This window comes from Pseudoduganella sp. UC29_106 (assembly GCF_044055365.1).
Taxonomy (GTDB): Bacteria; Pseudomonadota; Gammaproteobacteria; order Burkholderiales; family Burkholderiaceae_D; genus Rugamonas.
The window spans coordinates 3503403-3528077 of record NZ_CP171977.1 but is presented as its reverse complement, the minus strand read 5'-3'; the positions used below and the strand labels follow the sequence as shown (position 1 = coordinate 3528077).

The window sequence follows — 24675 nt, the reverse complement described above, 5'->3', positions numbered from 1 at the left end:
TTTTCATGGAACAGATCACAATCGCGCTGCCATCGCCCGCCGCCGGTACCACCCGCAGTCTGAGCTACCTGCACTTTGGCCAGCCGGACCTGGGCCCGAAGGCCTACATCCAGGCATCGCTGCATGCGGACGAACTGCCCGGCATGCTGGTAGCCCACCATCTGCGGGCGCTGCTGACCGGGCTGGAGCAGCAGGGCAAGCTGTTGGGCGAAGTGATACTGGTGCCGGCGGCCAATCCGGTCGGGCTGGCGCAAACGCTGCTGGGGACCAGTCAGGGCCGGTTCGATTTGCGCACGGGTCAGAACTTCAACCGCATGTTCCACGATCTGTCGGACGATGTGTGGCAACGTGTGCAGCCGCAACTGGGGCAGGATGCACAGGCCAACCAGCAGCTGATTCGTGCCGCTATCCGTGCCAGCCTGGCCGGCATCCAGCGCGATCAGGCGGCCAGCGATGAACTGTCGGCGCAGCGGCTGGCGCTGATGCGTCTGGCGGCCGATGCGGATGTGGTCCTGGACCTGCATTGCGACTGCGAATCGCTGCTGCACCTGTACACGGGGACACCCATCTGGGAGCGGGTGGCGCCGCTGGCCGGCTTGCTGGGCGCCAGTGTCGCTTTGCTCGAAACGGAATCGGGCGATGACCCGTTTGATGAAGCCTGCTCGCGCATCTGGTGGGACATTGCGGCGCTGGCAGACGGCAAGTTCCCCATCCCGCTGGCCTGCCTGGCCGTCACCATCGAGCTGCGCGGCTTTAGCGACGTCAACCATGCCACTGCAGCCCGCGATGCCGCAGCGATACTGGACTATTTGCGCCTGCAGGGCGTAGTGGCCGGCCCCCTGTCGCAAGCGGTGCCGGCGGCCTGTGAACCGACCCCGCTGGCCGGCTGCATTCCGGTGGCAGCACCGTCGGCCGGACTGGTGGTCTATCTGCGCGAACTGGGCGAGAGCGTGCGGGCGGGCGAGCCCCTGATCGACCTGATTGACCCTGTCAGTGGCAGCGTGCAACAATTATTGGCGCCAGTAGACGGGTGCTGCTTTGCCCGCGAAAACAGGCGCTATGTCGCGCCCGGGACGCGTTTGAGCAAAGTGGCCGGCAAGCATGCGCTGCGTAGTGGCCCGCTGTTATGGGCTTGAGGTATTAATAAAGCATGGGGAATCCCTATTCCGTTTCATTGATTTTGCTGCCCGGCTTCTCGCTGTTCACGCTGGGGGCGGTACGTACTGCGTTCACCGTTGCCAATGAGGTGGAAGGGGAGGCCCTGTATCGGCTGCGTCAATTTAGTCCGGAAGGCGAAGCGGCTTTGTCCCAATGCGGTCTGACGCTGGCGGCAGAACCGCTGGCCGGCTTGAATTCCGAGCAGCCCGGCCTGCTGTTGCTGATTGCGGACGAGCGCCTCGACGAGCGTCTGAGTGAAGAGTCCAGCCAGCAACTGGGGCAGCAGTTACGCCGTCTGGGCCAGGACAGTGTCTGGGTACTGGGTGCCTGTGGCACGGGTGCGCAAGTGCTGGCGCAACACGGACTGCTCGATGGCTACCGGGCCGCGATCGACTGGCAATTCCAGGCGGAGGCAGCGCAGCGCTATCCCGATACGATGTTCACGCCGGGCCTATACGAGCTTGACCGCAACCGCATCAGTGCCGGCGCCGGCGCCGCGGTGATCGATTTGCTCCTGCACTGGATGGGCAAGCGTCACGGCAGCATGTTCGCCGCCGAAGTGGCGGTCGCGCTGGGGCTGGACAGGCTGCGTGGCGGCGATGAGCGCCAGCCCGTGCCCGCATCGGCACAGCCGGCGGTGGGGTCGACACGGCTCAAGGATGCGCTGGAACTGATGGCGGCCAATCTGGCCGAACCCTTGCCGGCAGAAGATATCGCGCAACTGGTTGGGGTGTCGCGCCGCCAGCTCGAGCGGCTATTCCGCCAGCACCTCGATACCTTCCCCTCGCGCTACTACCTGGAATTGCGGCTCAAGCACGCCCGCCGTCAGTTAAAACAGACGACGCTCTCGATCCAGCAAGTGGGGCTGGCCTGCGGGTTTACTTCTGGGTCGCATTTTTCCACGACCTACCGTAATTATTTTGCCTGCACCCCGAGGGAGGAGCGTGCCCGGCACACCATGCCGCTTGTCGAGTCTTATAACGCCGGAGAGGAGATGGAATGAATCACCTGGACTACCTGTTGCGTCCGGCAACCCTGGATGATCTCGACGTCATAGAAAAATTCTCCAGGGCTGCGACATTCAGCATCCGTACCTTGAAGCCCGATCGCGCCAGGCTGGCGGCGCGCATTGAACGCTCACTCAAAGCCTTTGCCGGTAGCGAACCGGTGAACGGCGACGAAATTTACCACTTTGTGCTGGAAGATATGCAGGCCGGGCGGGTGGTGGGCACCAGCGGCATCGTCGCCAGTGCGGCCTCGAATGGCCGCTTCTACTGCTACCACAACGAGTTTCTCGTCCACGGCAGCGAGGAGCTGGGCATCACCAATCGCGAGCACACCTTGCGCCTATGCGAAGACCTGTCCGACCACACTTTGCTCAGTTCCTTCTACATCGAGCCCGAATACAGTGAAACGCTGGCGCCGCAACTATTATCGCGTGGCAGGCTGCTGTTCATCCGCAACTACCCCCACCTGTTCGCGGAACGGATAGGCGCGGAAAACCCCGGCCTGTGTGACGACGAGGGTAATAGCCCCGTGTGGGATGCGCTGGGGCATCGCTTCTTCAAAATGCCGTTTCCCGAGGCCGAGCAGCGTACCGGCGGGCGTTCCAAGGCTTTTATTGCCGAGCTGATGCCGCGTATGCCTGTGTATGTGTCGTTGCTGTCCAAGGATGCCCAATGGGCCTTGGGACAGTTGCACCCGGATGCCGAACTGCCTTTCGGCATACTGGTAGCGGAAGGGTTCGATGTGGATTCCTACGTCGACATTTTCGATGGCGGGCCAATCGCGGAGGCGCGCGTCGCCATGTTGCGCTCCGTGGTGTCGGCGCTCAATGTGGAACTGCGTGGCGATGCGGGTGTGGAGGGCGAAGCCTGCCTGGTCGCCAATATGGAGCGCACAGGTTTCCGCGCGACGCTGACGCGCGGCCAATTCTTCGAGGATACCTTGCAGACGATGCCTTCAGCGATACAGCGTCTCGGGTTGACCGAGGACGCACGAGCCTGTGCGGTCCGGGTGGACTGAAGGCGGTCGTCGGTTGCCATATGGTGCGGTATTACGTCTTGCACATTAGCGTGCCGCAGTCGTCGAACGCTTGCTGGGGCGCGGTGTAGCTTTCGATGATGGTGGGCGCGGGCGCGTGCTGAAACTATCTCTGCATTACTTCAAAGCTCGACCTTAACGTGTCGAGGGCAAGCTTGAACAAACGACGAGCGTACGCCAGCATCTTTTGATTTGGGCTAATCTCCTTCTACAACAAAGCCCAGTCTCTGATGACCTTCAGAATAAGAATATGAAAAACGCTTCTTTCGGTGAATCTTCTTGTACCGTTGCGGCAAGCGGCTTCGTGGACGTGCGCGGCGCCCGCGAGCACAACCTCAAGGATATCGATGTCGCCATTCCCCGCAACGCCCTGGTAGTGTTTTCGGGGGTCTCGGGCTCGGGAAAATCGTCGCTCGCTTTCGGCACCATCTACGCAGAAGCGCAGCGGCGCTATTTCGAATCTGTGGCACCGTATGCGCGACGTCTGATCGATCAGGTCGGTGTGCCCGATGTGGATGCGATCGAGGGACTGCCTCCGGCAGTTGCGCTTCAGCAGCAGCGGGGCGCCAGCAATGCGCGATCGTCCGTCGGTAGTGTAACCAGTTTGTCCAGCCTGGTGAGGATGATGTATTCGCGCGCTGGCGCTTATCCAGCCAAGCAACCGATGTTGTATGCCGAAGATTTCTCGCCGAACACGCCGCAGGGGGCCTGTCCCGTCTGCCATGGCCTGGGCCATGTGTACGAGGTGACCGAGGACTCCATGGTGCCGGATCCCTCGCTAAGCATCCGCGAGCGCGCCATCGCTGCCTGGCCGCCTGCCTGGCACGGACAGAACCTGCGCGACATCCTGGTCACCATGGGCTTTGACGTTGACCGGCCGTGGAAGGACTTGCCGAAGAAGGACCGCGACTGGATTCTGTTCACAGAGGAAACCCCGACCGTGCCAGTCTACGCGGGCTTTACCCCTGCCGAAACCCGCGCAGCGCTCAAGCGCAAGTCGGAGCCGAGCTACATGGGCACCTTCACCGGAGCACGGCGCTACGTGCTGCAGACCTTTGCCAACACCCAGAGCGCCTTGATGAGAAAGCGCGTGTCGCGCTACATGCAGGGCAAGCCGTGCCCCGCCTGCCACGGCAAGCGGCTCAAGCCCGAGGCGTTGTCGGTAACCTTTGCAGGCATCGACATTGGCGAATTCATGCAAATGCCGCTGGATCGTCTGGCGGCCTTGCTCGAACCCATCGCACAAGGCGATTTCCGCGCCCATACGGCGGGAGCCGGCACCAATAAGGAAGCGACCAGGCGAGACCGTGCAGAGCGCGCGGCGACCGGTCGCGCAGTCCATTCGGTAGCGCCCGACGTGCGCCGCACTTCTGCGCTGTCGGAAGAAAAGCGGCTTGCCGCACAGCGCCTGGCCGCTGGCGTCATGGCGCGCCTGCGTCAGCTACGCGGGCTGGGCTTGGGTTATCTGACCCTGGACCGCGCCACGCCGACTCTTTCGGCTGGGGAATTGCAGCGGCTTCGGCTGGCCACGCAATTGAGTTCCTTGCTGTTCGGTGTCGTCTATGTACTGGATGAACCTTCCGCCGGTCTGCATCCGGCCGACAGTCAGGCTCTATACGACGCTCTGGACAGGCTACGCGATGCAGGCAATTCGGTGTTTGTCGTGGAGCACGACCTGGACTTGATGCGCCGTGCGCAATGGCTTGTCGATGTCGGGCCAGATGCCGGGGAAGGCGGCGGCCGTGTTCTTTACAGCGGAGCGCCTGGCGGTCTGCGCGAGATTGGCGAATCACGTACCGCACGCTACCTGTTCGATGAGATGCCCGCACCAGGCACCCGCGGCCGTGAGCCGTTCGGCTGGCTGGAGTTGCAGGGCATCCACCGCCACAACCTGCACGGCGTCGATAGCCGTATTCCGCTGGGTGTGCTGACGGCCGTCACCGGCATCTCCGGCTCGGGAAAATCCAGTCTTGTCGCGCAAGCCTTGCCTGAACTGGTGCTGCTGCATCTTGGCCACGAGCCTGAGGATGACGTGAGCGGAGGCGGGAGCAACGAGGGGCCTGAAGTGATTGAAGTGACAGGCGGCCATCTGGCAGGTGACGTGGATGCGATACAGCGTCTGGTGCAGGTGGACCAGAAGCCGATCGGGCGCACGCCCCGTTCGAACCTGGCGACCTATACGGGCTTGTTCGACCATGTGCGCAAACTGTTCGCCGCCACGCCCGATGCGCGCCGGCGCCGCTTTGACGCCGGGCGGTTCTCGTTCAATGTGGCCAAAGGGCGCTGCGAAACCTGCGAGGGCGAAGGATTTGTCAGCGTGGAGTTGCTGTTCATGCCCAGCGTGTACGCACCTTGCCCGACATGTCACGGCGCACGTTACAACGAAGGCACATTGAAAGTACGCTGGAATGGACGAAACATCGCCGAAGTGTTGCAGATGACCGTGGACGAGGCGCGCGAGTTCTTTGCAGACGAAGATCCGGTGGCGCGGCCACTGCAATTGCTGCGTGAAATTGGCCTGGGCTATCTGCGGCTTGGTCAACCTGCCACCGAGCTTTCCGGTGGGGAAGCGCAGCGGATCAAGCTCGCCACGGAGCTACAGCGCAGCCAGCGCGGCCGCAGTCTGTACGTGCTTGACGAGCCGACCACGGGGCTGCATGCGTCCGATGCCGACCGGCTACTTGTGCAGTTGCAGCGCCTGGTCGATGCCGGCAACACCGTAGTGATGATCGAGCACGACATGCGCGCCGTGGCGCAGGCCGACTGGGTGATCGACGTGGGGCCGGGCGCGGGCGATGCCGGCGGCCATATCATGGCGGTCGGAAGTCCCCGGGAAGTGGCGCAGGCGGCAAACAGCCGGACAGCGTCCTTTTCTTGCGGCAGAACTGAAGAGAGCTGGTTAGAACATTCTCGCGGTCACGCCTGCCATGTCAAGATGAGACGCAGCCCGTTTGTCTGAAATTATAGTGACACATATGTCAGTCTGACGATATAATCACTATTGAATGAGGCTGCGTGTGCGGGCCGGAGAGAAAGCAAGCATGAACATCAAACGTAGTGTCTGGGCGGTTCCTGTGGCCGCTATCGTCCTTTTCGGCCTTGCGCTGGTCATGATGGTGTATTCCAATTCAAGTACCGTCACCGGCGCCAAATATGCTGTGGTAACGCGAATCAATGCCATCACCCAGGATGTCGATACGCTGGGCGAGCGATTCATGGACCCGCGAAGTGAAGGACGAAGCGTCGAGGCACTGGCCGTGCAGGCAAAACAGGTGCACGAACAATTGCGAGCGCTGGGTGCCTTACCCGAGCATGCTGCGCTGGCCACGCGCCTGGCGCGTGAGTTCGAAGCCTGGTATCGTCCGGCCATGCAGGCGCGGCTCGCGCGTGCACTGGAGGACGATCCGGAATTTTCCCAAGCCATAGATCGGCATTACTCCGTCCTGCAAAACGACCTGCGAGAGGTGCGGCTGTTTGCGCTGCGCCGCTTTGCTGAAAGTGCCCTGGAGGACAATGGCAGGGCAAAGCGCATGTTGAGCCTCACAGTTGGCGCTGCGGTTCTATTGATCGCCACATTTGGGCTGATGGCGTGGATTGCGGTGCGCGCCAGTAAACGGCCGGCCACTGCAGGACGGGCGGCTGCGATGACCCGAGGCGTGGCATTTGTCTCGCGCAATGCCGATTGAGCAAAGATCCCACGTACCTTGCAAAGTTTCGGCTGGGGCAGCAGACGGCCAACTCGGCGCGCCTGGCCCGGCCACCCCATAAGCGCCTAGAACAGCTTGATCAGGCGCAGCTGCGTAAAACTGCCGTGCTTGGCGTAACGTGAAGAAGTAGTATCGATATACTGCAAGGTCATGATGGCATCCACCACGGGAAGACGCGTAGTAAAGAAGGCGCCCGCATTCGTTGAGCGAAAGCGCGACGCGCCAAACGGATTATTATCGTCATCCTGATACTGCTGCACGCGCAAGGCGTGCACGCCGACTACGCCGATGGGGGTCATGTAGCCGGCCGCCATTTCGATCCCGACCCAGTTCCCGCTGCGCAGCTGGTTGTCGCGGTTGCGCGTGTTCAGGCCTACCGAGAGCTTGGCGCCAAGGGCGATGTTCGCTGTCGGCAGATATGCTACCTGCAGTGCGGGACGCAGCGTACGGAAGTTGCCGGTTCCGGTATCCGGCCGAGGGCCCGCATCGTATTTACCGGTAGGCAGCACCAGCGCGGCGCCGCCGAGCACACGCAACCGCTCGCCAACGTACTGCCAGCCTGCCATCAGCTCGGCGTCGCCGAGGCCATGCACGATGGCGGTGGAAGCAGCACCCTGGGCGGCCAGGGCATCCTTGTACTGGGCCTGGAACTGGCCTGTTACGCCAGCCTGCACCTCGGCCGGCAGTGGCGCGGGCCAGGATAGGGCGGGCGCGGCGCCGGAGATGCCGATATGCTGGTCTTTGCGGATGAAGGGCAGGTCGAGCACGAAAAGCAGACGCCCGCCAGCGTATTGATCTTTGGTCAGGTAAGCGACAGCCAAATCGGAGCGCGTCATCGAGCCGTCTCCTTGCACGGTAGCCATGCCTGGACCGTAGGACGGCTGCAGGGCGCTCGGAATACCTGGCACGGACAGCGTGCCGCCGGGCAAGGGAAAGGTCAGATCCTTGCCGTCGCCGCCCGTTACGCGGCGCACTGGCACGCGGGTGACCGCCATGCCGATGGCCCATCCGGTCTGGTCGGGCGGGGCGAAGATTTCTCCGCCAAGGCTGCCGGCCAGGTTGTAGCGCGGCTCGAAACCTTCGGCGGCGTAGGCCCCCGCCAAAGCGCCCATCAGAAAAACAAAGCTCGCAACTTGCGTCATACGGGTCATGCAGGTCTCCTTCTGTTTGGAATCGTTGTTGCAGCACCGAGAAATGAAAAAAAACCTGCCGCCGTGGCGGCAGGCAAAGCGCCCCACCGGCTGGGGTTAAGAAGGAACCGGCGGGGGGAAAGGTGCGGTCGTTGGAGCGCCGTAACCAAGCAGGGTGAGCGACTCGCGCACGATGTCGTCGACGCTGGCGAGCGGGCCGTCATGCAGCACCACACGGTCCGGACGCACGATGGCAACCCAGCCGATCGGGGCGGCCCCCGGTACCAGGCTGTCCGTCATGTCTTCCCAGCCTTCCTGACCGGCCTGGCCGCGGTGGCGCAGCACCACGCTGTGACCACCAGCAGCGCGCCAGGCGCCCTGCAGTTGCGGATCCAGCTGGGCGGCGGGGTCGCAGCCGAATCCAACCAGCGTCAGTCCCTGCCCGAGGCAGTCGTCACTGGGCACATAAGGCGAGTCGAGGGTGCGTCGCATCAGGCCTTGCGGCAGCTGGCTGCCGCGGATCAGGCGCGCGCCTCCGCGACCGGGCCGGATCAAGCCATGCCGGAACCGGTTGGGGGGCATGATCTTCAAATCCTCCAGGAAGGCGCGCGTGAAGGGCAGGCGGTGCAGCGTTCCCATCACGCCGTGGACCAGCAGCGCGGTCAGGCGGTTGCGCGGCATGACCAGGGCACCCATCAGGCGGGCGGCGTTGATGGTGGCGCGGGCGTGCGGTCGGCGCTCGGTGTCGTAACTATCGAGCAAGGACTGCGGTGCTTTGCCCTGTACCACCCATGCCAGCTTCCAGCACAGGTTGGCCACGTCGCGCAGACCGGACACCAGGCCCTGACCGACAAAGGGGGGCGTGATGTGGGCGGCGTCGCCGGCCAGGAATACACGTCCCCTGGAGAAGCGATCCACGATGCGGGCATGGAAGCGGTAGACGGCGGTGCGTTCGATCTTGCAGTCGCGGGTATCGCACCACGGCGCCAGCAACCTGCGAATGGTGTCTGGATGCTCCATCTGCTCGCGTGTCTCATCCGGGTGCAGCATGAATTCCCAGCGCTGCCGGTTGCCAGGTGCGGGCATGTGCGGTGAAGGACGGCGTGGATCGCACGTGAATTCAACGTGATTAATCGGAACCGGAGCGTCGATGACGTCGACGACAAGCCAATCCTGGGTGAAGGTCTTGCCCTCGAAACCCAGGCCGGCGTGCTGACGCACGAAGGAGCTGGCGCCATCGACCCCAAGAAGAAATCGCGCCTGCACGGTGCTTACCTGGCCGTCGGCATGGCGCACGGTGGCCCGCACGCCTTGCTCGTCCTGGCTGAAGTTCACCAGCTCGGCGCCCAGCATCGATTGCACGTGCGTGTACTGAGGCAGGCGTGCACGCAACACACGTTCCAGCTCGGGCTGGAAGAAGGTCACCAGATGCGGGTAGCCATTGACGTGTCCTGCCGTGTTGGCACGCGCATATTGGCCGAACAGCGGCGAATGCATCTGCACCTCGGGGATGGCCCGCGTGGCGAACGCCCCTTCTTCCAGACCGGCCATTTGCAGGATGCGCAGGGCGTCGTGATCCAGCACGATGGCGCGCGGCGCGAGGAAGATGTCGTTCGCCTTGTCGATGACCAGGGTGCGCAGGCCGTAACGGCCCAGCAGGTTGGCGGCAGTGGCGCCGACCGGCCCCATGCCGACCACCAGCACGTCGACGGAAACGGAAAGAGTCTGGCCCATGCTTATTCTCCTTCCGCCATGGCTTGCGCGTCGATTGCGTAGGGAAAGCGCGCCAGCAGGACGCTGGCGCGGGCGAGATCATTCGGCGCACAGCGCAATCGCACGACAGTGCCGCGGACTGCATCGGCCGCTACGGTCAGGTCGGCGGCAATGCCGTCATCGGCCAGCAGCCGGTCGAACACTTCCTTGGCGGCCCGCAGGCGCAGATCGGCCTTGGCCACTTTGCCGACGGCCGTCAGTGCCATCTGCGCCAGGATTTCGACGCGGACCGGCACCGCGGCGCGCTCCGGCACCAGCTCGCGTGCGGCTGCCAGCAGCTCGTCCGGGTTGGCCGCCGCGCCCGGTTTCAGCGTGACATACACCATGGGCAGCTCGCCTGCGTGCCCGTCCGGCTGGCCAACGGCGGCGGCCATCGCGACGGCCGGATGGCGTAGCAGGGCATCCTCAATCAAGGCGGGATCGATGTTGTGACCACCACGGATGATCAAGTCCTTGGCGCGCCCGGTCAGGTGCAGGAAACCTTCGCTGTCGATGAAGCCCAGGTCGCCCGTGTTGAGCCAGCCGGGCTTGAGCCAAATACCATCATTGTCGCTTTCGCGCAGATAGCCGGGAAAGACGTTCGGGCCGTGCAGGCCAATGACGCCGATTTCATTGACGATGCATGGCAGGGTGGCCCGTCCGGCGTTGTCCACTTTCCACGGCTGCAGTGCCTGGTGCGGCAATCGCAGGCCGACGCTGCCGGGGCGACGCTCGGTACCGGCCGGCTGCACGGCGGAGATGCATGCCGCTTCGGTCAGACCGTAGCCTTCGCACAGCGGTATGCCGGCCACTTCCTCGAAACGGCGCGCCACTTCGGGCGGCAGCGGAGAGGCGCCACAGAACGCCTGGCGCAGCGAGGAGATGTCGGCGCCATGGCGGGGCAGGTTGGCCAGCGTGGCGAAAATCGTCGGCACTGCGCTAAAGCTGGTCGCGCCAAAACGCTCGACCAGCTGCCAGAAGTTCGCCAGCACGCCGGGTCCACGGTAGCCCTGCGGCGTGAGCAGCACGACCTCCCAGCCGGCCTGGAAGGCAGCCAGGCCCGTCACCAGTGCGCCATTCACATGGAACAGCGGCAGGCCGCACAGCACGATGTGGTGATCGGGCTGCAGCAGCGGCAGCATGGCGGCGACAAAGCACTCGTTCAGGTGCGTATGGGCCGCGACCTTGGGCAGGCCGGTGGTGCCGCCGGTGTGAAAATAGGCGCAAATATCGCCGGACTTAATTTCCCGGCCGGATGTCAGACGGTCGGCGGCCTCCTGCGCCAGCGCGCCGGCAAAGGGAGCGAGGCGCAAGCCGTCCCGCTGCGGCAACGGGGCGGCGGCGCGTAATGCCTGCAAGGCATGGCGTTGCGCCGGGTCCACATAGGCGTCCAGGTCCACCACGTACACGGTGCGGATCGAGGGGCAGCGCTCCATTACGGCCACCGCCTTCTGCCACACGTCGCTGTCCGGCAACGGCGCGAGCGTCACCAGGACCTCCGCCTGGGTCGCGTCGACAATGGCGGCGATGTGGTCAACGTCGAGCATGGGGTTGATGGGATTGGCGATGCCTGCGGCCTGTGCCCCCCACAGCGCGGCATGGGTTTCCGGCAGGTTGGGCAGCAGCAGGGAGACCGCCTTGCCGGGACCGATGCCGGCACGGTGGAAGGCGTTGGCCGCCTGGGTGACGCGCTCCAGCAATCCCTGGTAGCTGAGTGTAAAGGATGGCGCTTCGGCTTCGCCGCGCAGCACGAAGCGCAGTGCCGGGCGCTGCGCGTGGCGGGCAGCGGCCTGGCGCAGCACCTCATAGGTGGTGTTGGCGGACATCTTGTCCTGCCATGGTGACTTCTCCAGCGCGAAGATATCGGCGCGTGTGCGTACCAGCGTGGTGGAATGATTGTTATTGGACATTGGGTCTCCTCCCTGGTAGTCGTTCAGGTGGTTAAATGGGGCAGCAGGATGGCGCGCCCGGCTTGGTGTTGCTCGACATGACGGTGCGCTTGCGCCGCCTTGTCCAGCGGGTAGGTCGCCAGCGTCATTGGCAGATTCAGCAGCGGTGCCCACTCGGCAAGGCTGGCCAGTGCCGCTTCGTCGGGCCGGAACACCGTCCAGGCGTAGCGCGCGCCGCCCGGCAAGTGCGTCGTCACGCTTCGCCTCATGAGCCAGGAGGCGGCCAGTCCCCGGAGCAGGCCGCGTTGGTCCAATTGGCCAAGCAGCGGATGCACCGTTGTTGCGTGGCCGAGCGAGCCGGGTGCATGCAGGCGCAGCAGGGTCGCGTCGTCTTCCCAGTTGGCGAAGTTCAGCGTGGCGGCGTACTCGCGCGGCAATGCGTGCAGCGGGACCGCATGCCGGTCCACGACACTGGCCGCGCCGGCCTGCAGGCAAGCCTGGCGGTTCGCGCCGCCGGCCACGGCCGTCACCCGGGCGCCCATGCCCTGCAGCAGACGCAGCGCAATCAGGCCCAGGCCGCCGGAAGCGCCATGCAGCAGCACGGGGCGGCCAGCGATGGCCTCGCGCGTGATGCCGGCGCCAGCCAGGGCGCGGGTAACAGTGAGAAAGTTATAAGGCAGCGCGGCCAGCTGGCCGGCTGTCAAGCCTAGCGGCTGGCGCAAGGCCAGGCGTGCGTCGACCACGACGTGCGTCGCATGGGTGCCCTGGCTGGACGGCGGTTTGGCGCCAAAGACCGTGTCGCCTTCGCGCAAGGTGGTCACGTCGCGTCCAACGGCGCAGACGGTCCCGGCAAAGTCATTACCCAGCACCAGCGGCATGCGGGCGGCGCCCATCAGGGAAAACAGGCGGCGGCCGTAGCCGGCGCGGCGCCGCGTATCGATGGGGTTGACACTGGCCGCTTCCACCCGCACCACAATTTCGCCGCGCCCCGGCTTGGGCGGCGGCTGCTCACGCAGACGGACTTGGCCCGCGTCGCCAAACTGGTCGATCGCAGCCATCAGGTACGGTCCGCTCATGCCGCCACCACACGATTGCACTGTTCACCCAGATCGAGTGCACCGTCGTCGGTGCGAATCGAGGTGGAGATGGTGTCGCCCGGCTGCAGATAGGCCGGGTTGCCCAGGCCCTTGTTGATGAACAGGCGCCATTTGGTGGCATCCGACAGCAGATGGCGCATGATCCACATGACCAGCTTGCCGGGCGCTCGGGCGGCGCAGCCGGCCGGCGTGCCGGTGGCGATCAGGTCACCCGGGTGCGCATCGTGCAGGGCGGACAGTTCGGTCAGCGTCTGGTGCGGCTGGTAGATCATGTCGCCGCAGTAGGCATCCTGGCGCGGCTGGCCGTTGACGTGCAGTCGCATATGAAGGTCCGGCCAGCGCCGCCATTCGGCGGGCGTCAGCAGCAGCAGGAAGGGACCGGTAGGCCCGAAGCTGCGGTAGCTCTTGCCTTTGTAGAACTGCACCTGCGGCAGTTGCACGTCGCGCGCCGAGATGTCGTTGACGATGGTGACGCCGGCCAGCCATTCATGCAGGGAATCCGGGGTTACGGTGACGGGCCCGGTCAAAGGGCGGCGCATCACGAGCCCCAGCTCCACTTCATAGTCGAGCAGGCGCACATGGGAAGGGCGCACAATATCCGTATGGGCCGGCGCCAGGCTGGAGGGCGCCTTGGTGAACAGCGTATTGAATGGGATCCTGGCGGGGTCCATGCCCGATTCGCGCACATGGCTGGCGTAATTGATGCCCTGGCAAATGAACTGGCGGTCGGACGTCACCGGTGACAGCAAGGTGACGGCATTGAGCGCCAGCGTGGCCTGGTCCGCTGTGCTGGCCCAGGCGGCCTCCATGCCCTCGCGCACGAAATCGGCGGTGCTGGCATAAGTGCGCGGCAAAGGCGCAATGCGGCCGCCATGCACGACGCCCCATGCGGCGGTTCCGTCCTGCAAATAATGGACGACTTGGATTGCCATGAGTACTCCTTGATTCTGATGGGTTGGTTGGCGAGCAGGCTTACAGCCAGGGGCGCGGATTGGCCATGGCGCTGCCCAGCAGCTTGAGGCGGTCAAGCTTGATCCGGCCCTGCCACAGCAGCCGCAACACCTTGAGCACCGTGCCAAGGTTGCGCTTGACGCCCATGGAGGCCGGCACGTCGTCGCCCCAGGCCCAGATGCCGGACATTTCGAGCGGCACGTAATGGGTCTCGTGGCTGGCGGTGAACACGTCGCCGTCGGTGTAGTGTTCGAACTCCATGCCGTCCGGGTCGTACCAATAGTCGAACAGCTGGCTGCCCAGGACATGGCGGCCGATGCCCCACATGTGGCGGTGGCCGTTGGCGCGCAGCACGTTATGGCCCTGGCCGAGGGCATCCAGGTCGACCACTTCGTAGGCGCTGTGTTCGTACTTTTCCTCGATGCCGCCCGCCAGCACAAAGCTGTGATGGTCGGCCGGGGTATCGCCCAGGTCCAGGCGAAAGAAGGCCAGGTTGGGCGAGCCGTCGGCCAGGTATTGCACGTCGGTGGGGATCAGGCCCAGGTGTCGCATATACCAGTCGGCCATGCCTTGAAAGTCCACCGTCTGCATCACAACGTGTCCCAGCTTGGCCACGGCGGCCGGCTCCAGCGGCGGCCGGATCGTGGCGTTGACGCGGCGCACGTCGCCGTAGGAGTTGGCATAAGGGTGAAGCGGCGCGCGCAGAGGGAGAGGGGCGCTGGACTGTTGGCCGGTGACCAGCCACAGCAGGTTACCGGCCGGGTCCACGAGTTCGACGCCGCTGCCGCCGCCCGGAATGTCGGCGGCCGCCAGGCGGCGTGCGCCGGCCCGGTGCTGCAGTCGCAGCAGTGCAGCTTCGTCCGCCACAGTGAAGGCGGCGCCCACGTAGCGTGCCTCCTTGCCGCGGCTTGCCATGTAAATGCAGGGTGCGCTGCCGTGGCCGCGCATCAGCAGGCGTTCGTCACTGCGCGTGAAACGCTGCATGCCGAAGTCGGCAAGGAAGGTTTCGCAGGCGGCCAGATCCGGCTTTTCGAACATCAGAAAGGCCAGCGATTGCGCTTTAACCAGGGGGATTGGCCGATCCAGCTTTTGCACGCCGGCCGGCAGGGCACTTTCCGGATGGGCCGTCGGCGGGCGCAGCGCCGCACGGGAAGCTTGTTTCATAGGGTCTCCTGTCTTTCGGCTGCGCAGGGAAACGCAGCCGATTCGTCTGTGATAGTGACGATAGCGTCAGAATGACTGGTGTGTCAATTGGAATTTGCGTACAATGCGCTGGACAGTGGACGATCATGAATAAAGAAGACACACCAAACCATCGCACCCGCGTTGCTGCCTTGCGACGCGAAAAGACCCGAGCCAGGTTGTTGGAGAGCGCCTTGCTCGTGTTTGCGCAGAAGGGGCCGCACGCAGTTATTGAAGACGTCATCGCTCAGGCGGGCGTGGCGCGCGGCTCTTTTTACAATTACTTCCGCACCAACGACGAACTGCTGGAGGCCGTCGCCAGCGAGATCAATGACGATCTGCTGCGCGCCATCGATCCAGTGGTGTTGCGCTGCGACGACCCGGCCGAGCGGATCGCCTGCGGCACGCGGCTGCTGCTGCACGCTGTCATGCGCTTTCCGCTCTACGGAACCTTCATGGGGCGCCTGCCGTTCCCGACGGCCAACGGCAACCTGCTGGGAGTGCGTTACCTGGCGCGTGACGTGGCGCTGGGTATTTCCGCAGGCCGCTTCGGTGATATCGGCCAGCGCATGGGTACTGACCTGCTGGTCGGAGTGGTGCTGAGCGCCGCCTATACCACGGCAAGTGAAGCGCTCGATCCGGACTATCCCGGCGCCAGCGCGCGGGCCATGCTGCGTGCGCTGGGGATGGAGGACCAGGAAGCGGCGCGGCTGGCGTCATTGCCGCTGCCTTCCTTCGAGCTTCCACCCACTTCGATCCTGCGGCGCACGCAGCTGTTTCAGGGCTAGCCAGAGCGGGCAATGAATCTGGTATGATCGCGACGTCTCACACAACCTGACCAACAATGCCAGCCGCCCCAAAGCCCAATGATCATCGTCCCCGCGTCGCCGCCGAACGACGCGAACGCATGCGTTCGCGCCTGATCGAAAGCGCCATGGTCGTATTCGCCGATAAAGGGGTCGGCGCCAGCGTGATTCCCGAAGTGAAGGCTGAGGCTGGTGTTTCCCAGGGTTCGTTCTATAACTATTTCCGTACCAATGAAGACTTGCTGGCGGCGGTCGGCGATGAACTGAGTGGCGAAATGGTGCAACTGATCGAATCCGTGGTTGGAGACATCAGTGATCCGGCCTTGCGCGTGGCGACTGGCATGCGCTGCTACCTCCACCTGGCGCGCTCGCATCGCCTGTTGGCGCGCTTCCTGGCTGGCGCCGGCCTGCGCCTGCTGGCCCAGCAGAACGCTGCTTTCCGCTATCTGCCCGCCGATCTGGAGGAAGGGCAGAAACGCGGCGATTTTGCGGACGTGCCGCTCAATATCGTGCTGGATATGATTGCCGGAGCTGGCCTGGTGGCGATCGACCATATGGCACGGGGCCGCACACCGAAGGACTATCCGGACAAGATCGTGGCCGCCATCCTGCGCAGTCTGGGCGTAACGGTGGACGATGCCACACGTTTGACGGGGGTGCCCTTGCCCAGGCTGTCGCCCGCCTCCGACTCCCTGCTGGCGCGCGCCCAGGCGCGTGCCGCCGCTCAGGCCCCGACCGACGCCTGAGCCTCTCCCTCCTTTTCCTTTCCCCTCTCGTTTCAGTCCTGCGGTAAGCGCCTGCGTGGTGCTTGCCGTGCCATGCCTATTTCTCAACTTGTATTTAATGTCACACTGACTTATGCGTCAGCCTGACATAAAAGTCGTTATGGTGTATAGTGGCCCCCATCTGATTTTGGAGGACATCTCAAGTGAACCTGAACTATCGCAAGGCGGCTCTAGCTCTCGCCCTCGGTGCGGCCGGCCTGCTGGCCGGCTGCTCCAAGGCGCCGGTCGCCCAACATGAAGAGGTACGCCCGGTGCGTACCGTGGTCGTGGGCCAGAGCAAAGGCACCGTAGGGGCAACTTATTCGGGCGAGATCCGTGCCCGTTATGAAAGCCAGCTGGGCTTCCGTACCGGCGGCAAGATCGTGGCCCGCCTGGTGGAAGTGGGCAGTCATGTCAAGCGCGGCCAGCCGCTGCTGCAGCTGGACCCGGCGCAGGAAAGCCTGCAACTGGCGGCAGCCGGCGCCGAGGTGGATGCGGCGCGCAGCCGCGTGGGGCAAGCCCGGCTGGACCTGCGTCGCTCCGAGGCGCTTTTGACGCACCAGTTTGCATCGCAGGCCGAAGTGGATCACCAGCGCCTGGCACTGGATCAGGCCGAGGCGCAATTGCGCTCGGCCACGGCGCGCCAGCAATTCGACGCCAACCAGCGCGGCTATACGACGCTGGTGGCGGACCGCGACGGCGTGGTCAGCTCCCTGCGCGCGGAAGCGGGGCAGGTAGTGGCAGCCGGCCAGTCGGTCGTCACCGTGGCGGCCGACGACGAACGCGAAGTAGCCATCAGCATTCCGGAGTCGCGTGTGGACGAGTTGCGCCAGGCGCGCAGCCTGCAAGTGGCAGTGTGGGCGCATCCGGGCCAGACCTGGACCGGCACGCTGCGAGAGCTGGCGCCGGATACCGACAGCGTCACCCGTACCTATTCCGCTCGCATTTCCATCACCCAGCCCGACCCGGCCTTACGCCTGGGCATGACGGCGTCCGTGTTGGCGCCCGATGTGGATGGCAAGAGCGCCATCCGCCTTCCGCTGACGGCGATCGTTGATGGCGCGATCAGGCGCAGTGTGTGGGTGGTGGATGCCAGGACCGGGCGCGTGGCCGCGCGCGAGGTCAAGCTGGGCAGCGCGCAGAATGACAGCGTACTGGTGACTTCGGGCCTGGCCGGTGGCGAGACGGTCGTGACGGCCGGCGTGCACATGCTGCAGCCGAATCAGCAAGTGCTGCTGGCCGGGAGTGGCAAATGAAAGGCGTCAACCTGTCCGAATGGGCGCTGAAGCACCAGCAGATGATCGCCTTCCTGCTGTTGCTGCTGTCGATTGCCGGCATCCTCACCTATAGCAGGCTGGGCCAGAAGGAAGATCCCGAATTCACCATCAAGACCATGGTGGTGCAGGCCTACTGGCCGGGTAGCTCGGCGCAACAGATGGCCGACCAGGTGACCGACCTGATGGAGCGCAAGCTGCAAGGCGTGGCGGAGATCGACTATATGTCGACCTACGTCAAACCAGGCGAGACCCAGATCAAGATCAACCTGCGCGACGCGGTGCCGCCATCCAAAGTACCGGATGTGTGGTATCAGGTGCGCAAGAAGCTGAGCGATATCCAGCAAACCCTGCCGCAAGGGGTGCAGGGGCCGTTCTTCAATGATGAATTCGGCGATACCTACGGGAATATGTATGCCATCACCGGCGATGGCTTCCATTATGAAGACTTGCGCAAGATGGCCGATGCGGCGCGCGACGAATTCCTGCGTGTCGCCGATGTCAACAAGGTGGAACTGCTCGGCAAGCAGGAAGAGAAGATCTATGTCGAAATGTCGACTGCCAAGCTGGCTTCGCTGGGCCTGGATCCCGCGCTGATCGCTTCCACCCTGGCGCAAACCAATACGGTGGCAGCGGCCGGCACCGTGCAAACGGCGGCCGAGCAAGTGCGCCTGACTGTCAGCGGCGAGTTCGATTCGGTGGACAACATCCGTGCCATCGGCATCCGCGCCGGCGAGCGCACGTTCCGGCTGGGCGACATTGCCGAAGTGCGGCGCGGCTTCGTGGAGCCCGCTGTGATGCGCATGCGCTTCAACGGCCAGCCTGCGCTGGGCCTGGCGGTCAGCATGCGCAAAGGCGGCGACGTGATCCACCTCGGCGAGCAGCTGCAGGAGACGGTCAAGCGCATCCAGGCGAGTCTGCCAGTGGGTGTGCAGATCCATTCCGTGAGCGACCAGCCGCGTGTGGTGGAGCACGCCGTGCACGAATTCAAGAAGAGCCTGGCCGAGGCAGTGCTGATCGTGCTGGCGGTGAGCTTCTTCTCGCTTGGCGTGCGTACCGGGCTGGTGGTGGCGCTGTGCATTCCGCTGGTGCTGGCCATGACATTCATGGTCATGTACATCATGGGCATTGAGCTGCAGCGCATTTCGCTGGGCGCCTTGATCATTGCGCTGGGACTGCTGGTGGACGACGCCATCATCGCCGTGGAAATGATGGCGCTCAAGCTGGAGCAGGGCTGGGACAAGTTCCGCGCCGCGACGTACGCCTATACCGCCACGGCTTTCCCCATGCTGACGGGAACGCTGATCACGGCGGCGGGCTTCCTGCCGGTTGGCTTTGCCAAATCCGGCACCGGCGAGTACGTCTATTCGCTGTTCCAGGTCGTGGGCATTGCGCTGATCCTGTCGTGGGTAGTGGCGGTGGTATTTACTCCCTACATCGGCTTCAAGCTATTGAAGGAGGAAAAGCATGCCCACCACGACGAAAATGCCGTGTATCAGCGCGGCTTCTACGTCAAATTCCGCCATTTCGTGGACTTCTGCCTGCGCGCCCGCTTCGTGGTTATCGCCATCACGCTGGTCATCTTTGCCGGCTCGCTGATGCTGTTCAAGGCCGTGCCGCAGCAGTTCTTCCCGGCCTCCGACCGCCCCGAGCTGATGGTGGATCTGTGGATGCCTAAGGCCTCCACCTTCGAGGCGAGCGAGCGCGAAGTGGGAGAACTGGAGAAATTGCTCAAGGGCGACCCGGACATCGAGGCCGTCACCAGCTTCGTCGGCGAGGGGGCGCCACGCTTCTACCTGCCGCTGGACGTGCAGACGCCCAACCTGAACCTGGGCGAAATGATGATCATGACCAGGGGCGGCGAGGCGCGCGAACGTGTGATCGGCAAGGTGCGCAAGCTGTTCGACGAGCGCTTCGCCAATGTGCGAGGGCGCGTCAACCGCCTGGAGAACGGTCCACCGGTGGGCTATCCAGTGCAGTTCCGCGTCTACGGCGAGGTCCCGGACAAGGTACGCGAAATTGCCGGCAAGGTGAGCGCCATCATGCGCAGCGAGCCGCACGTGCGCGCCCTGAATGAAGACTGGGGCGAGCGCGTCAAGCGCGTGCGCGTCGAAGTGGACCAGGACAAGGCGCGTGCCCTGGGCGTGAGCTCGGTGCAAATCAAGGCGGCATTGCAAGCGTCGCTGTCCGGCAGCCCGATCACCCAGTACCGCGAGGACGACCAGTCGATTGCCGTCATGGCGCGGCTGGTGGCGGCCGAGCGCACCGACCTGAACAACCTGAAGGACGCGAAGATCTATCTGCGCGACGGCAAGTTTGTACCGGTATCGCAAGTGGCGCGCCTGACCCTGGACAGTGAGGAAAGCCAGTTGTGGCGGCGCAACCGCATCCCGACCCTGACCGTGCGTGCGGACGTGGAAGGCGCCCAGGCGCCGGACGTGACCAACGCCGTGTGGCCCAGGCTGCAGGCGCTGGCCAGGGATCTGCCGCTCGGCTACGGCATCGAGATGGGTGGTGCTTCGGAATCTTCGGCCAAGGCGCAGACTTCGGTGTTCGCCGTGATGCCGGTCACGATCATTGTCGTGCTGGTACTGCTGATGATCCAGTTGCAGGACATGAAGAAGATGGCGCTGGTCCTGTTGACCGCCCCGCTGGGCATGATCGGCGTGGCCGTGATCCTGGCCGCCTTCCAGATCCCGTTCGGTTTCGTGGCGATGCTGGGCGTGATCGCGCTGGCCGGCATGATCATCCGCAATTCGGTGATCCTGGTGGTGCAGATCGACCAGGAAATGGCAACCGGAACGCCGTTGTGGGACGCCATCGTCGAGTCGGCCGTGCGCCGGCTGCGCCCGATCGTGCTGACCGCGCTGGCCGCGATCCTGGCCATGATCCCGCTGACCCATTCCGTGTTCTGGGGCCCGATGGCCTGGGCCATCATGGGCGGCCTCGCAGTGGCCACTGTGCTGACCCTGGTCTTCCTGCCTGCCCTATATGCAGCCTGCTACAACGCCAGGCGTCCGACGTAAGCCTGAGGAAAACAACGATGAAAACGCAATTGAAATTCATGCCTGCGGCGCTTGGCCTGCTGCTGGCACTATACGGCGGCCAGGCTGGCGCGATGGACGTAGCGGAAGCCTACCGCCAGGCCTTGAGCAACGATCCGGCCAGCCTGGCGGCCGACCAGGGCCTGTTGGCCGGCCGCGAAAAGGCGGTGCAGGGCAACGCTCTGTTACGCCCGCGTGTCAACATGCAGGCCGGTGTGTCGCGCATTCATAACCGGCAGACCGGTGAGCTGGCGCCGCCAGCGTCGCTGTTGGTGCCTGAGGAAAGCAGCGGCACCGCGCAGCAGGCCAGCGTGCAGCTGGTGCAGCCCTTGTATGACCGCGGCGCCGCCGCCAGCCGCCAGCAGCTGCGCGAGCAGTCGGTGCTGTCGCAGACCCAGTTCACGGCCTCGCGCCAGGATCTGGCGCTGCGCGTGGCCGAGGCGTACTTCGGTGTGCTGGTGGCCGAGGAAACAGTGCGCGTGGTACGCGCCGAGCTGGAAGCAATGACCCACCAGCGCGACCGCGCCCAGGCCCGTTTCGAAGTCGGCAAGGACCGCGTCACTGACGTGCAGGAAGCGCAGGCACGGCTCGACGCAGTGCGCACCCGTGCGCTGACAGCGGCCTCGATGCTGGAGTTGCGGCGTGCTCAGTTCCGGGAGAATACCGGCGCGGAGCCGGACCAGTTGGCCCCGTTCGCCCCGACCTTTGTGCCGCGGATGCCGGCGCCCCTTGCCTTGTCCGATTGGCAGATGCGCGGCGAAACGCACAGCACGACAGTATTGGCCAGGCAGTCCGAACTGGAAATTGCCCGCGCCGATCTGTCCAGGCACCGGCTGGAGAGCCGCCCGACAGTGGAATTTGTCGCCAGCTATGGCGCCAAGCATCAGAGCGGCACGCTGTCTCCGCTGGTCGCCACAAACGGCGACCGCACGGGCAGTATCGGCCTGGTGCTGAACGTGCCGCTGTATGCAGGGGGCGCGCTTGACTCGCGTCAGCGCGAAGCGGTGGCGCGCCTCGGGCAGGCCGAACAGGGCCTGGCGGCGGCCCGGCGCGATGTACGGTTGAAAGTGCAGGAAGGCTATTTGTCCGTGACCACGGGCGTCTCGCGCATTACTGCCCTGGAGCAGGCGCTGCGCTCGGCGTACAGCGCGCTGGAAGCGACTTCCGGAGGACGCGATGTCGGCACCCGTACCGCGCTGGATGTGCTGGATGCCCAGCAGCGCTTGTTCGCCGCTGAACTGGATCTGGTGCAGGGGCGGGCCGATTACCTGCTGGGCCGGCTCCGCCTGGCCGCCGCAGCCGGCGAGCTGGATGAGTCCAGCCTGCGCGACCTCGGGCCCTGGCTGATGCATTAAGGGGACAATGTGAATCCCGACATCAAGCGCTGTATTGCTTCCCGCCTGTGGGGCGGGCTGATGGTCACCGTTCTGGCTCTGTCGCTGGGGGCGTGCTCGACGACGCGTCCGTGGATCAACCAGCCGATCACCGCCAGTTCGCCCGTGCCGGCCGCACTGGTCGGCGTGGCCGATAACGGGCGGCCTTCTTCCATCATTGGCGCAGTGACCCTATCCGGCGGCGGGGCGCGCGCCGCGGCCTTCGGTTTGGGGGTGCTGAAAGAGCTGAAGGCGACCGGCTTCGAATGGGAAGGGCGGCAGACTACCCTGATGGACGAGATGGGCCTGGTCAGCGGCGTGTCGGGCGGCAGTGTCCTGGCTTCCTATTATGTGGCCTTTGGCGACGACACCTTCACCCGCTTCGAGACGGACTTCCTGATGCAGGATTTCCAGGCCGGGCTGATCGCCCAGGCTTTCTCGCCGCGCTCGCTGTACCGCATCAGCTCCCCCTGGTATGGTCGCAGCAATGTGCTGGCCGAAAAGCTGGATAAGTTATACCGCGGAAAGACCTTTGCCGACCTGCTGGCGCGGCAAGGAGGTCCGCGCCTGCTGGTCACGGCCACCGATCTGACCACCGGCGCGCCTTTCGAGTTTACGCCGGAGCAGTTCGCCCTCATCTGTTCAGACTTGAGCCGCGTACCGCTGGCGTATGCGGTCGCCGCCTCCTCCTCGGTGCCGCTGCTGCTGAGCCCCATCACCATGCGCAATTACGCGGGCAGCTGTCCGCAGTCGCAGGCGGTGCTCGCCGCCGCGCGCGGCCGGGACAACCTGCAGGCGCGCCTGCTGCTGGCAAGCGTGCAAAGCTACCTCGATGCCGAAGAACGTCCCTTTCTGCACCTGGTGGACGGCGGCCTGATCGACAATCTCGGCGTGCGCGGCCTGTTGGTGCGCGCGGTGGCCGGCGGTTCGCTGGATGCGAGCTTCCAGCACTTGCCGCCCGGTTCGGTGCACAGGATTGTGCTGGTCAGCGTCAATTCCGAGCGTGATATCGGAGAGCGCATCGACCGCAGCGACCATGTGCCGGGCGTGGGCCAGGTGGTCAATGCGCTGGTGTTCGGCGCCGGCTCGCGCGCCACCGGAGAAACCCTGGAGGCGATGAGTGACAACGCGCAGCGCTGGCGCCAGGAATTGGAGGCCGTGCGAGGCAAGGAGGGCAGCCCGTTTGCTGCCGATGCCGACATTCACATTATCAGCGTCAGTTTGCGCGATGTGAAAGACGAGATGAGCCGATCAAGGCTGCTGCAGGTGCCGACCGCACTGACCATCGTGCCCTGGCAAGTCAAGCAGTTGCAGGAGGCCGGACGCGCCGCGTTGCGTGCCTCGCCTGAATACCAACGTTTGCGCGCCAGCCTGCAACAACCGCCGGGGGCCGGCGCATCGCGTTAGCGGAAAGGCGGACCATAAAAGTGAGGATGTTCGATATGAAAAGGATTTCTGAACAGCTAGTGGTGCCGCCCCGTTCCCGCCAGGATGACAGGGCGCGGATCGAACAACAGACCGCCCCATTCAAGGCCGCCATCGATTTCTTCCGACTTAACACTGGGCGAGGACGTCAACTCGCCAGGTGCGCGATCTCGAGTGACCCGTGCTCGTCAAAGATCGGGCACTGCTGCGCCAACGCGACCGCTTCGTTGAAATCCGAGGCCGCCAACACTGAGTAGCCGGAAAGTGAACTGCTGGAGGCCTTGGGGCCTGCCAGCCGCGTATCGATGTCGACGCTGGCGTGACTTAGGCTGCCGCGGTCCAGTATGCGGTCGCCCAGGGAATCGAACCAGCCGTCCCAGCGCCGGAGGTCATGCTGCACCGACTGGGTCGAGCCATCGGGCGCGCCGCGATAGACAAGGAGAAATCGATCCATACCGCCTCCTTCAACTGAACAGAGAGTTTGCAACGGCGATTCTGCCGCTGCCTTTCAGCTCGAATCTTAGCAACTGCCTTGGTTCGGGGACGCACTGTTGACGATCGCTGGGCGTTACCGGCCTAACAGACGCAGCCTAATCGTGCGCGCCATGATGGAAGTCCGCATTAGCGATTTTCGAAAGGCGAATATGAAACAAGTGTCGAGGAATATGCTGGCCGCAGCGTTGGTAACCGCCCTCGGTGCCGGTTGGGCTATCGGGCAAGAGGCGCCCACCAGACCTGCCTCTGAAGCCGCACAGCAAGGGCAGAAATCGCCCGTGGCGGACAACACCAAAATGAACAATCGCGACAAGGGCGATCCTTCGCAGACGCCGCAAACCCAGTCGAACGCCAAATCTGATCGCGAAATTCTGGCGGCCGTGCGCCGCACCATCGTCAAGGACAAGTCGCTTTCAGTGACAGCGCACAACATCAAGATACTGGCGGAAGGTGGCGTCGTGACGCTGCGAGGCCCGGTGCAGAGTGACGATGAAAAACGCAAAGTGGAAGCGCTCGCAAAGTCGGTTGCCGGCGTTGTCAGCGTGGACAACAAAGTCGATATCAAAACCAACTAAATCGGAGAGC

19 protein-coding genes are annotated in these 24675 nt (G+C 64.3%); 12 read left to right on the top strand and 7 right to left on the bottom strand.

The window, feature by feature from the left end:
* The first annotated feature begins 5 nt into the window (after window positions 1-5).
* From ACHMW6_RS17885 to ACHMW6_RS17865, 5 genes are all read left to right on the top strand, one after another.
* Entirely contained in the window at window positions 6-1136 is a 1131-nt protein-coding gene (locus ACHMW6_RS17885; protein WP_395408414.1) for a succinylglutamate desuccinylase/aspartoacylase family protein, read from the top strand.
* Between the two features lie 14 nt (window positions 1137-1150).
* Window positions 1151-2161 carry a GlxA family transcriptional regulator gene (locus ACHMW6_RS17880; protein ID WP_395408413.1) on the top strand — a complete coding sequence of 337 codons (1011 nt, stop codon included), beginning with the start codon at window positions 1151-1153 and terminating at the stop codon, window positions 2159-2161.
* Window positions 2158-3183: an arginine N-succinyltransferase gene (locus ACHMW6_RS17875; RefSeq protein WP_395408412.1), complete on the top strand. Its 1026-nt coding sequence runs from the start codon at window positions 2158-2160 to the stop codon at window positions 3181-3183. The genes ACHMW6_RS17880 and ACHMW6_RS17875 overlap by 4 nt, the downstream gene beginning before the upstream one ends.
* 268 nt (window positions 3184-3451) lie before the next feature.
* Entirely contained in the window at window positions 3452-6160 is a 2709-nt protein-coding gene (locus ACHMW6_RS17870; protein WP_395408411.1) for an excinuclease ABC subunit A, read from the top strand.
* Window positions 6161-6242: 82 nt separating this feature from the next.
* The gene (locus ACHMW6_RS17865) at window positions 6243-6887 is read left to right on the top strand and encodes a hypothetical protein (RefSeq protein ID WP_395408410.1); all 645 of its coding nucleotides are present in this window, start codon (window positions 6243-6245) and stop codon (window positions 6885-6887) included.
* An 86-nt stretch (window positions 6888-6973) separates the two neighbouring features.
* Here the strand turns inward: ACHMW6_RS17865 and ACHMW6_RS17860 are convergent, their stop codons facing one another.
* From ACHMW6_RS17860 to ACHMW6_RS17835, 6 genes are all read right to left on the bottom strand, one after another.
* On the bottom strand, window positions 6974-8059 hold the full coding sequence (locus ACHMW6_RS17860; RefSeq protein WP_395408409.1) for a transporter: 1086 nt from the start codon (window positions 8057-8059) through the stop codon (window positions 6974-6976).
* A gap of 96 nt (window positions 8060-8155) precedes the next feature.
* Window positions 8156-9772 (bottom strand): bifunctional 3-(3-hydroxy-phenyl)propionate/3-hydroxycinnamic acid hydroxylase, encoded by a 1617-nt coding sequence (locus ACHMW6_RS17855; RefSeq protein ID WP_395408408.1) that lies wholly within the window; start codon window positions 9770-9772, stop codon window positions 8156-8158.
* Between the two features lie 2 nt (window positions 9773-9774).
* Complete coding sequence (locus tag ACHMW6_RS17850) at window positions 9775-11700, bottom strand: acyl-CoA synthetase (protein ID WP_395408407.1); 1926 nt, start codon at window positions 11698-11700, stop codon at window positions 9775-9777.
* A 23-nt stretch (window positions 11701-11723) separates the two neighbouring features.
* Window positions 11724-12755, bottom strand: coding sequence for a zinc-binding alcohol dehydrogenase family protein (locus ACHMW6_RS17845; protein WP_395408406.1), 1032 nt, complete (start codon window positions 12753-12755; stop codon window positions 11724-11726).
* Window positions 12752-13708, bottom strand: coding sequence for a fumarylacetoacetate hydrolase family protein (locus tag ACHMW6_RS17840; protein WP_395408405.1), 957 nt, complete (start codon window positions 13706-13708; stop codon window positions 12752-12754). The genes ACHMW6_RS17845 and ACHMW6_RS17840 overlap by 4 nt, the downstream gene beginning before the upstream one ends.
* A 40-nt stretch (window positions 13709-13748) precedes the next feature.
* Window positions 13749-14891: a VOC family protein gene (locus ACHMW6_RS17835; protein ID WP_395408404.1), complete on the bottom strand. Its 1143-nt coding sequence runs from the start codon at window positions 14889-14891 to the stop codon at window positions 13749-13751.
* 125 nt (window positions 14892-15016) lie between these two features.
* Between ACHMW6_RS17835 and ACHMW6_RS17830 the strand changes: the two genes are divergently transcribed.
* The 6 genes from ACHMW6_RS17830 (at window position 15017) to ACHMW6_RS17805 (ending at window position 23577) form a co-directional block, all read left to right on the top strand.
* Window positions 15017-15697, top strand: coding sequence for a TetR/AcrR family transcriptional regulator (locus ACHMW6_RS17830; RefSeq protein WP_395408403.1), 681 nt, complete (start codon window positions 15017-15019; stop codon window positions 15695-15697).
* Between the two features lie 56 nt (window positions 15698-15753).
* The gene (locus ACHMW6_RS17825; RefSeq protein WP_395408402.1) at window positions 15754-16461 is read left to right on the top strand and encodes a TetR/AcrR family transcriptional regulator; all 708 of its coding nucleotides are present in this window, start codon (window positions 15754-15756) and stop codon (window positions 16459-16461) included.
* Between the two features lie 182 nt (window positions 16462-16643).
* Entirely contained in the window at window positions 16644-17735 is a 1092-nt protein-coding gene (locus ACHMW6_RS17820) for an efflux RND transporter periplasmic adaptor subunit (protein ID WP_395408401.1), read from the top strand.
* Window positions 17732-20779, top strand: coding sequence for an efflux RND transporter permease subunit (locus tag ACHMW6_RS17815; RefSeq protein ID WP_395408400.1), 3048 nt, complete (start codon window positions 17732-17734; stop codon window positions 20777-20779). The genes ACHMW6_RS17820 and ACHMW6_RS17815 overlap by 4 nt, the downstream gene beginning before the upstream one ends.
* A 17-nt stretch (window positions 20780-20796) precedes the next feature.
* On the top strand, window positions 20797-22152 hold the full coding sequence (locus ACHMW6_RS17810; RefSeq protein WP_395408399.1) for a TolC family outer membrane protein: 1356 nt from the start codon (window positions 20797-20799) through the stop codon (window positions 22150-22152).
* Between the two features lie 9 nt (window positions 22153-22161).
* Window positions 22162-23577, top strand: a complete 1416-nt coding sequence (locus tag ACHMW6_RS17805) for a patatin-like phospholipase family protein (RefSeq protein ID WP_395408398.1) — start codon at window positions 22162-22164, stop codon at window positions 23575-23577.
* Window positions 23578-23743: 166 nt separating this feature from the next.
* Here the strand turns inward: ACHMW6_RS17805 and ACHMW6_RS17800 are convergent, their stop codons facing one another.
* A complete protein-coding gene (locus tag ACHMW6_RS17800; RefSeq protein ID WP_395408397.1) occupies window positions 23744-24049 on the bottom strand; it encodes a hypothetical protein in 306 nt (101 codons plus the stop codon).
* A gap of 151 nt (window positions 24050-24200) precedes the next feature.
* On the opposite strand from ACHMW6_RS17800, the gene ACHMW6_RS17795 reads away from it, so the two are divergent.
* Window positions 24201-24665, top strand: coding sequence for a BON domain-containing protein (locus ACHMW6_RS17795; protein WP_395408633.1), 465 nt, complete (start codon window positions 24201-24203; stop codon window positions 24663-24665).
* The last annotated feature ends 10 nt before the right edge of the window (window positions 24666-24675 follow it).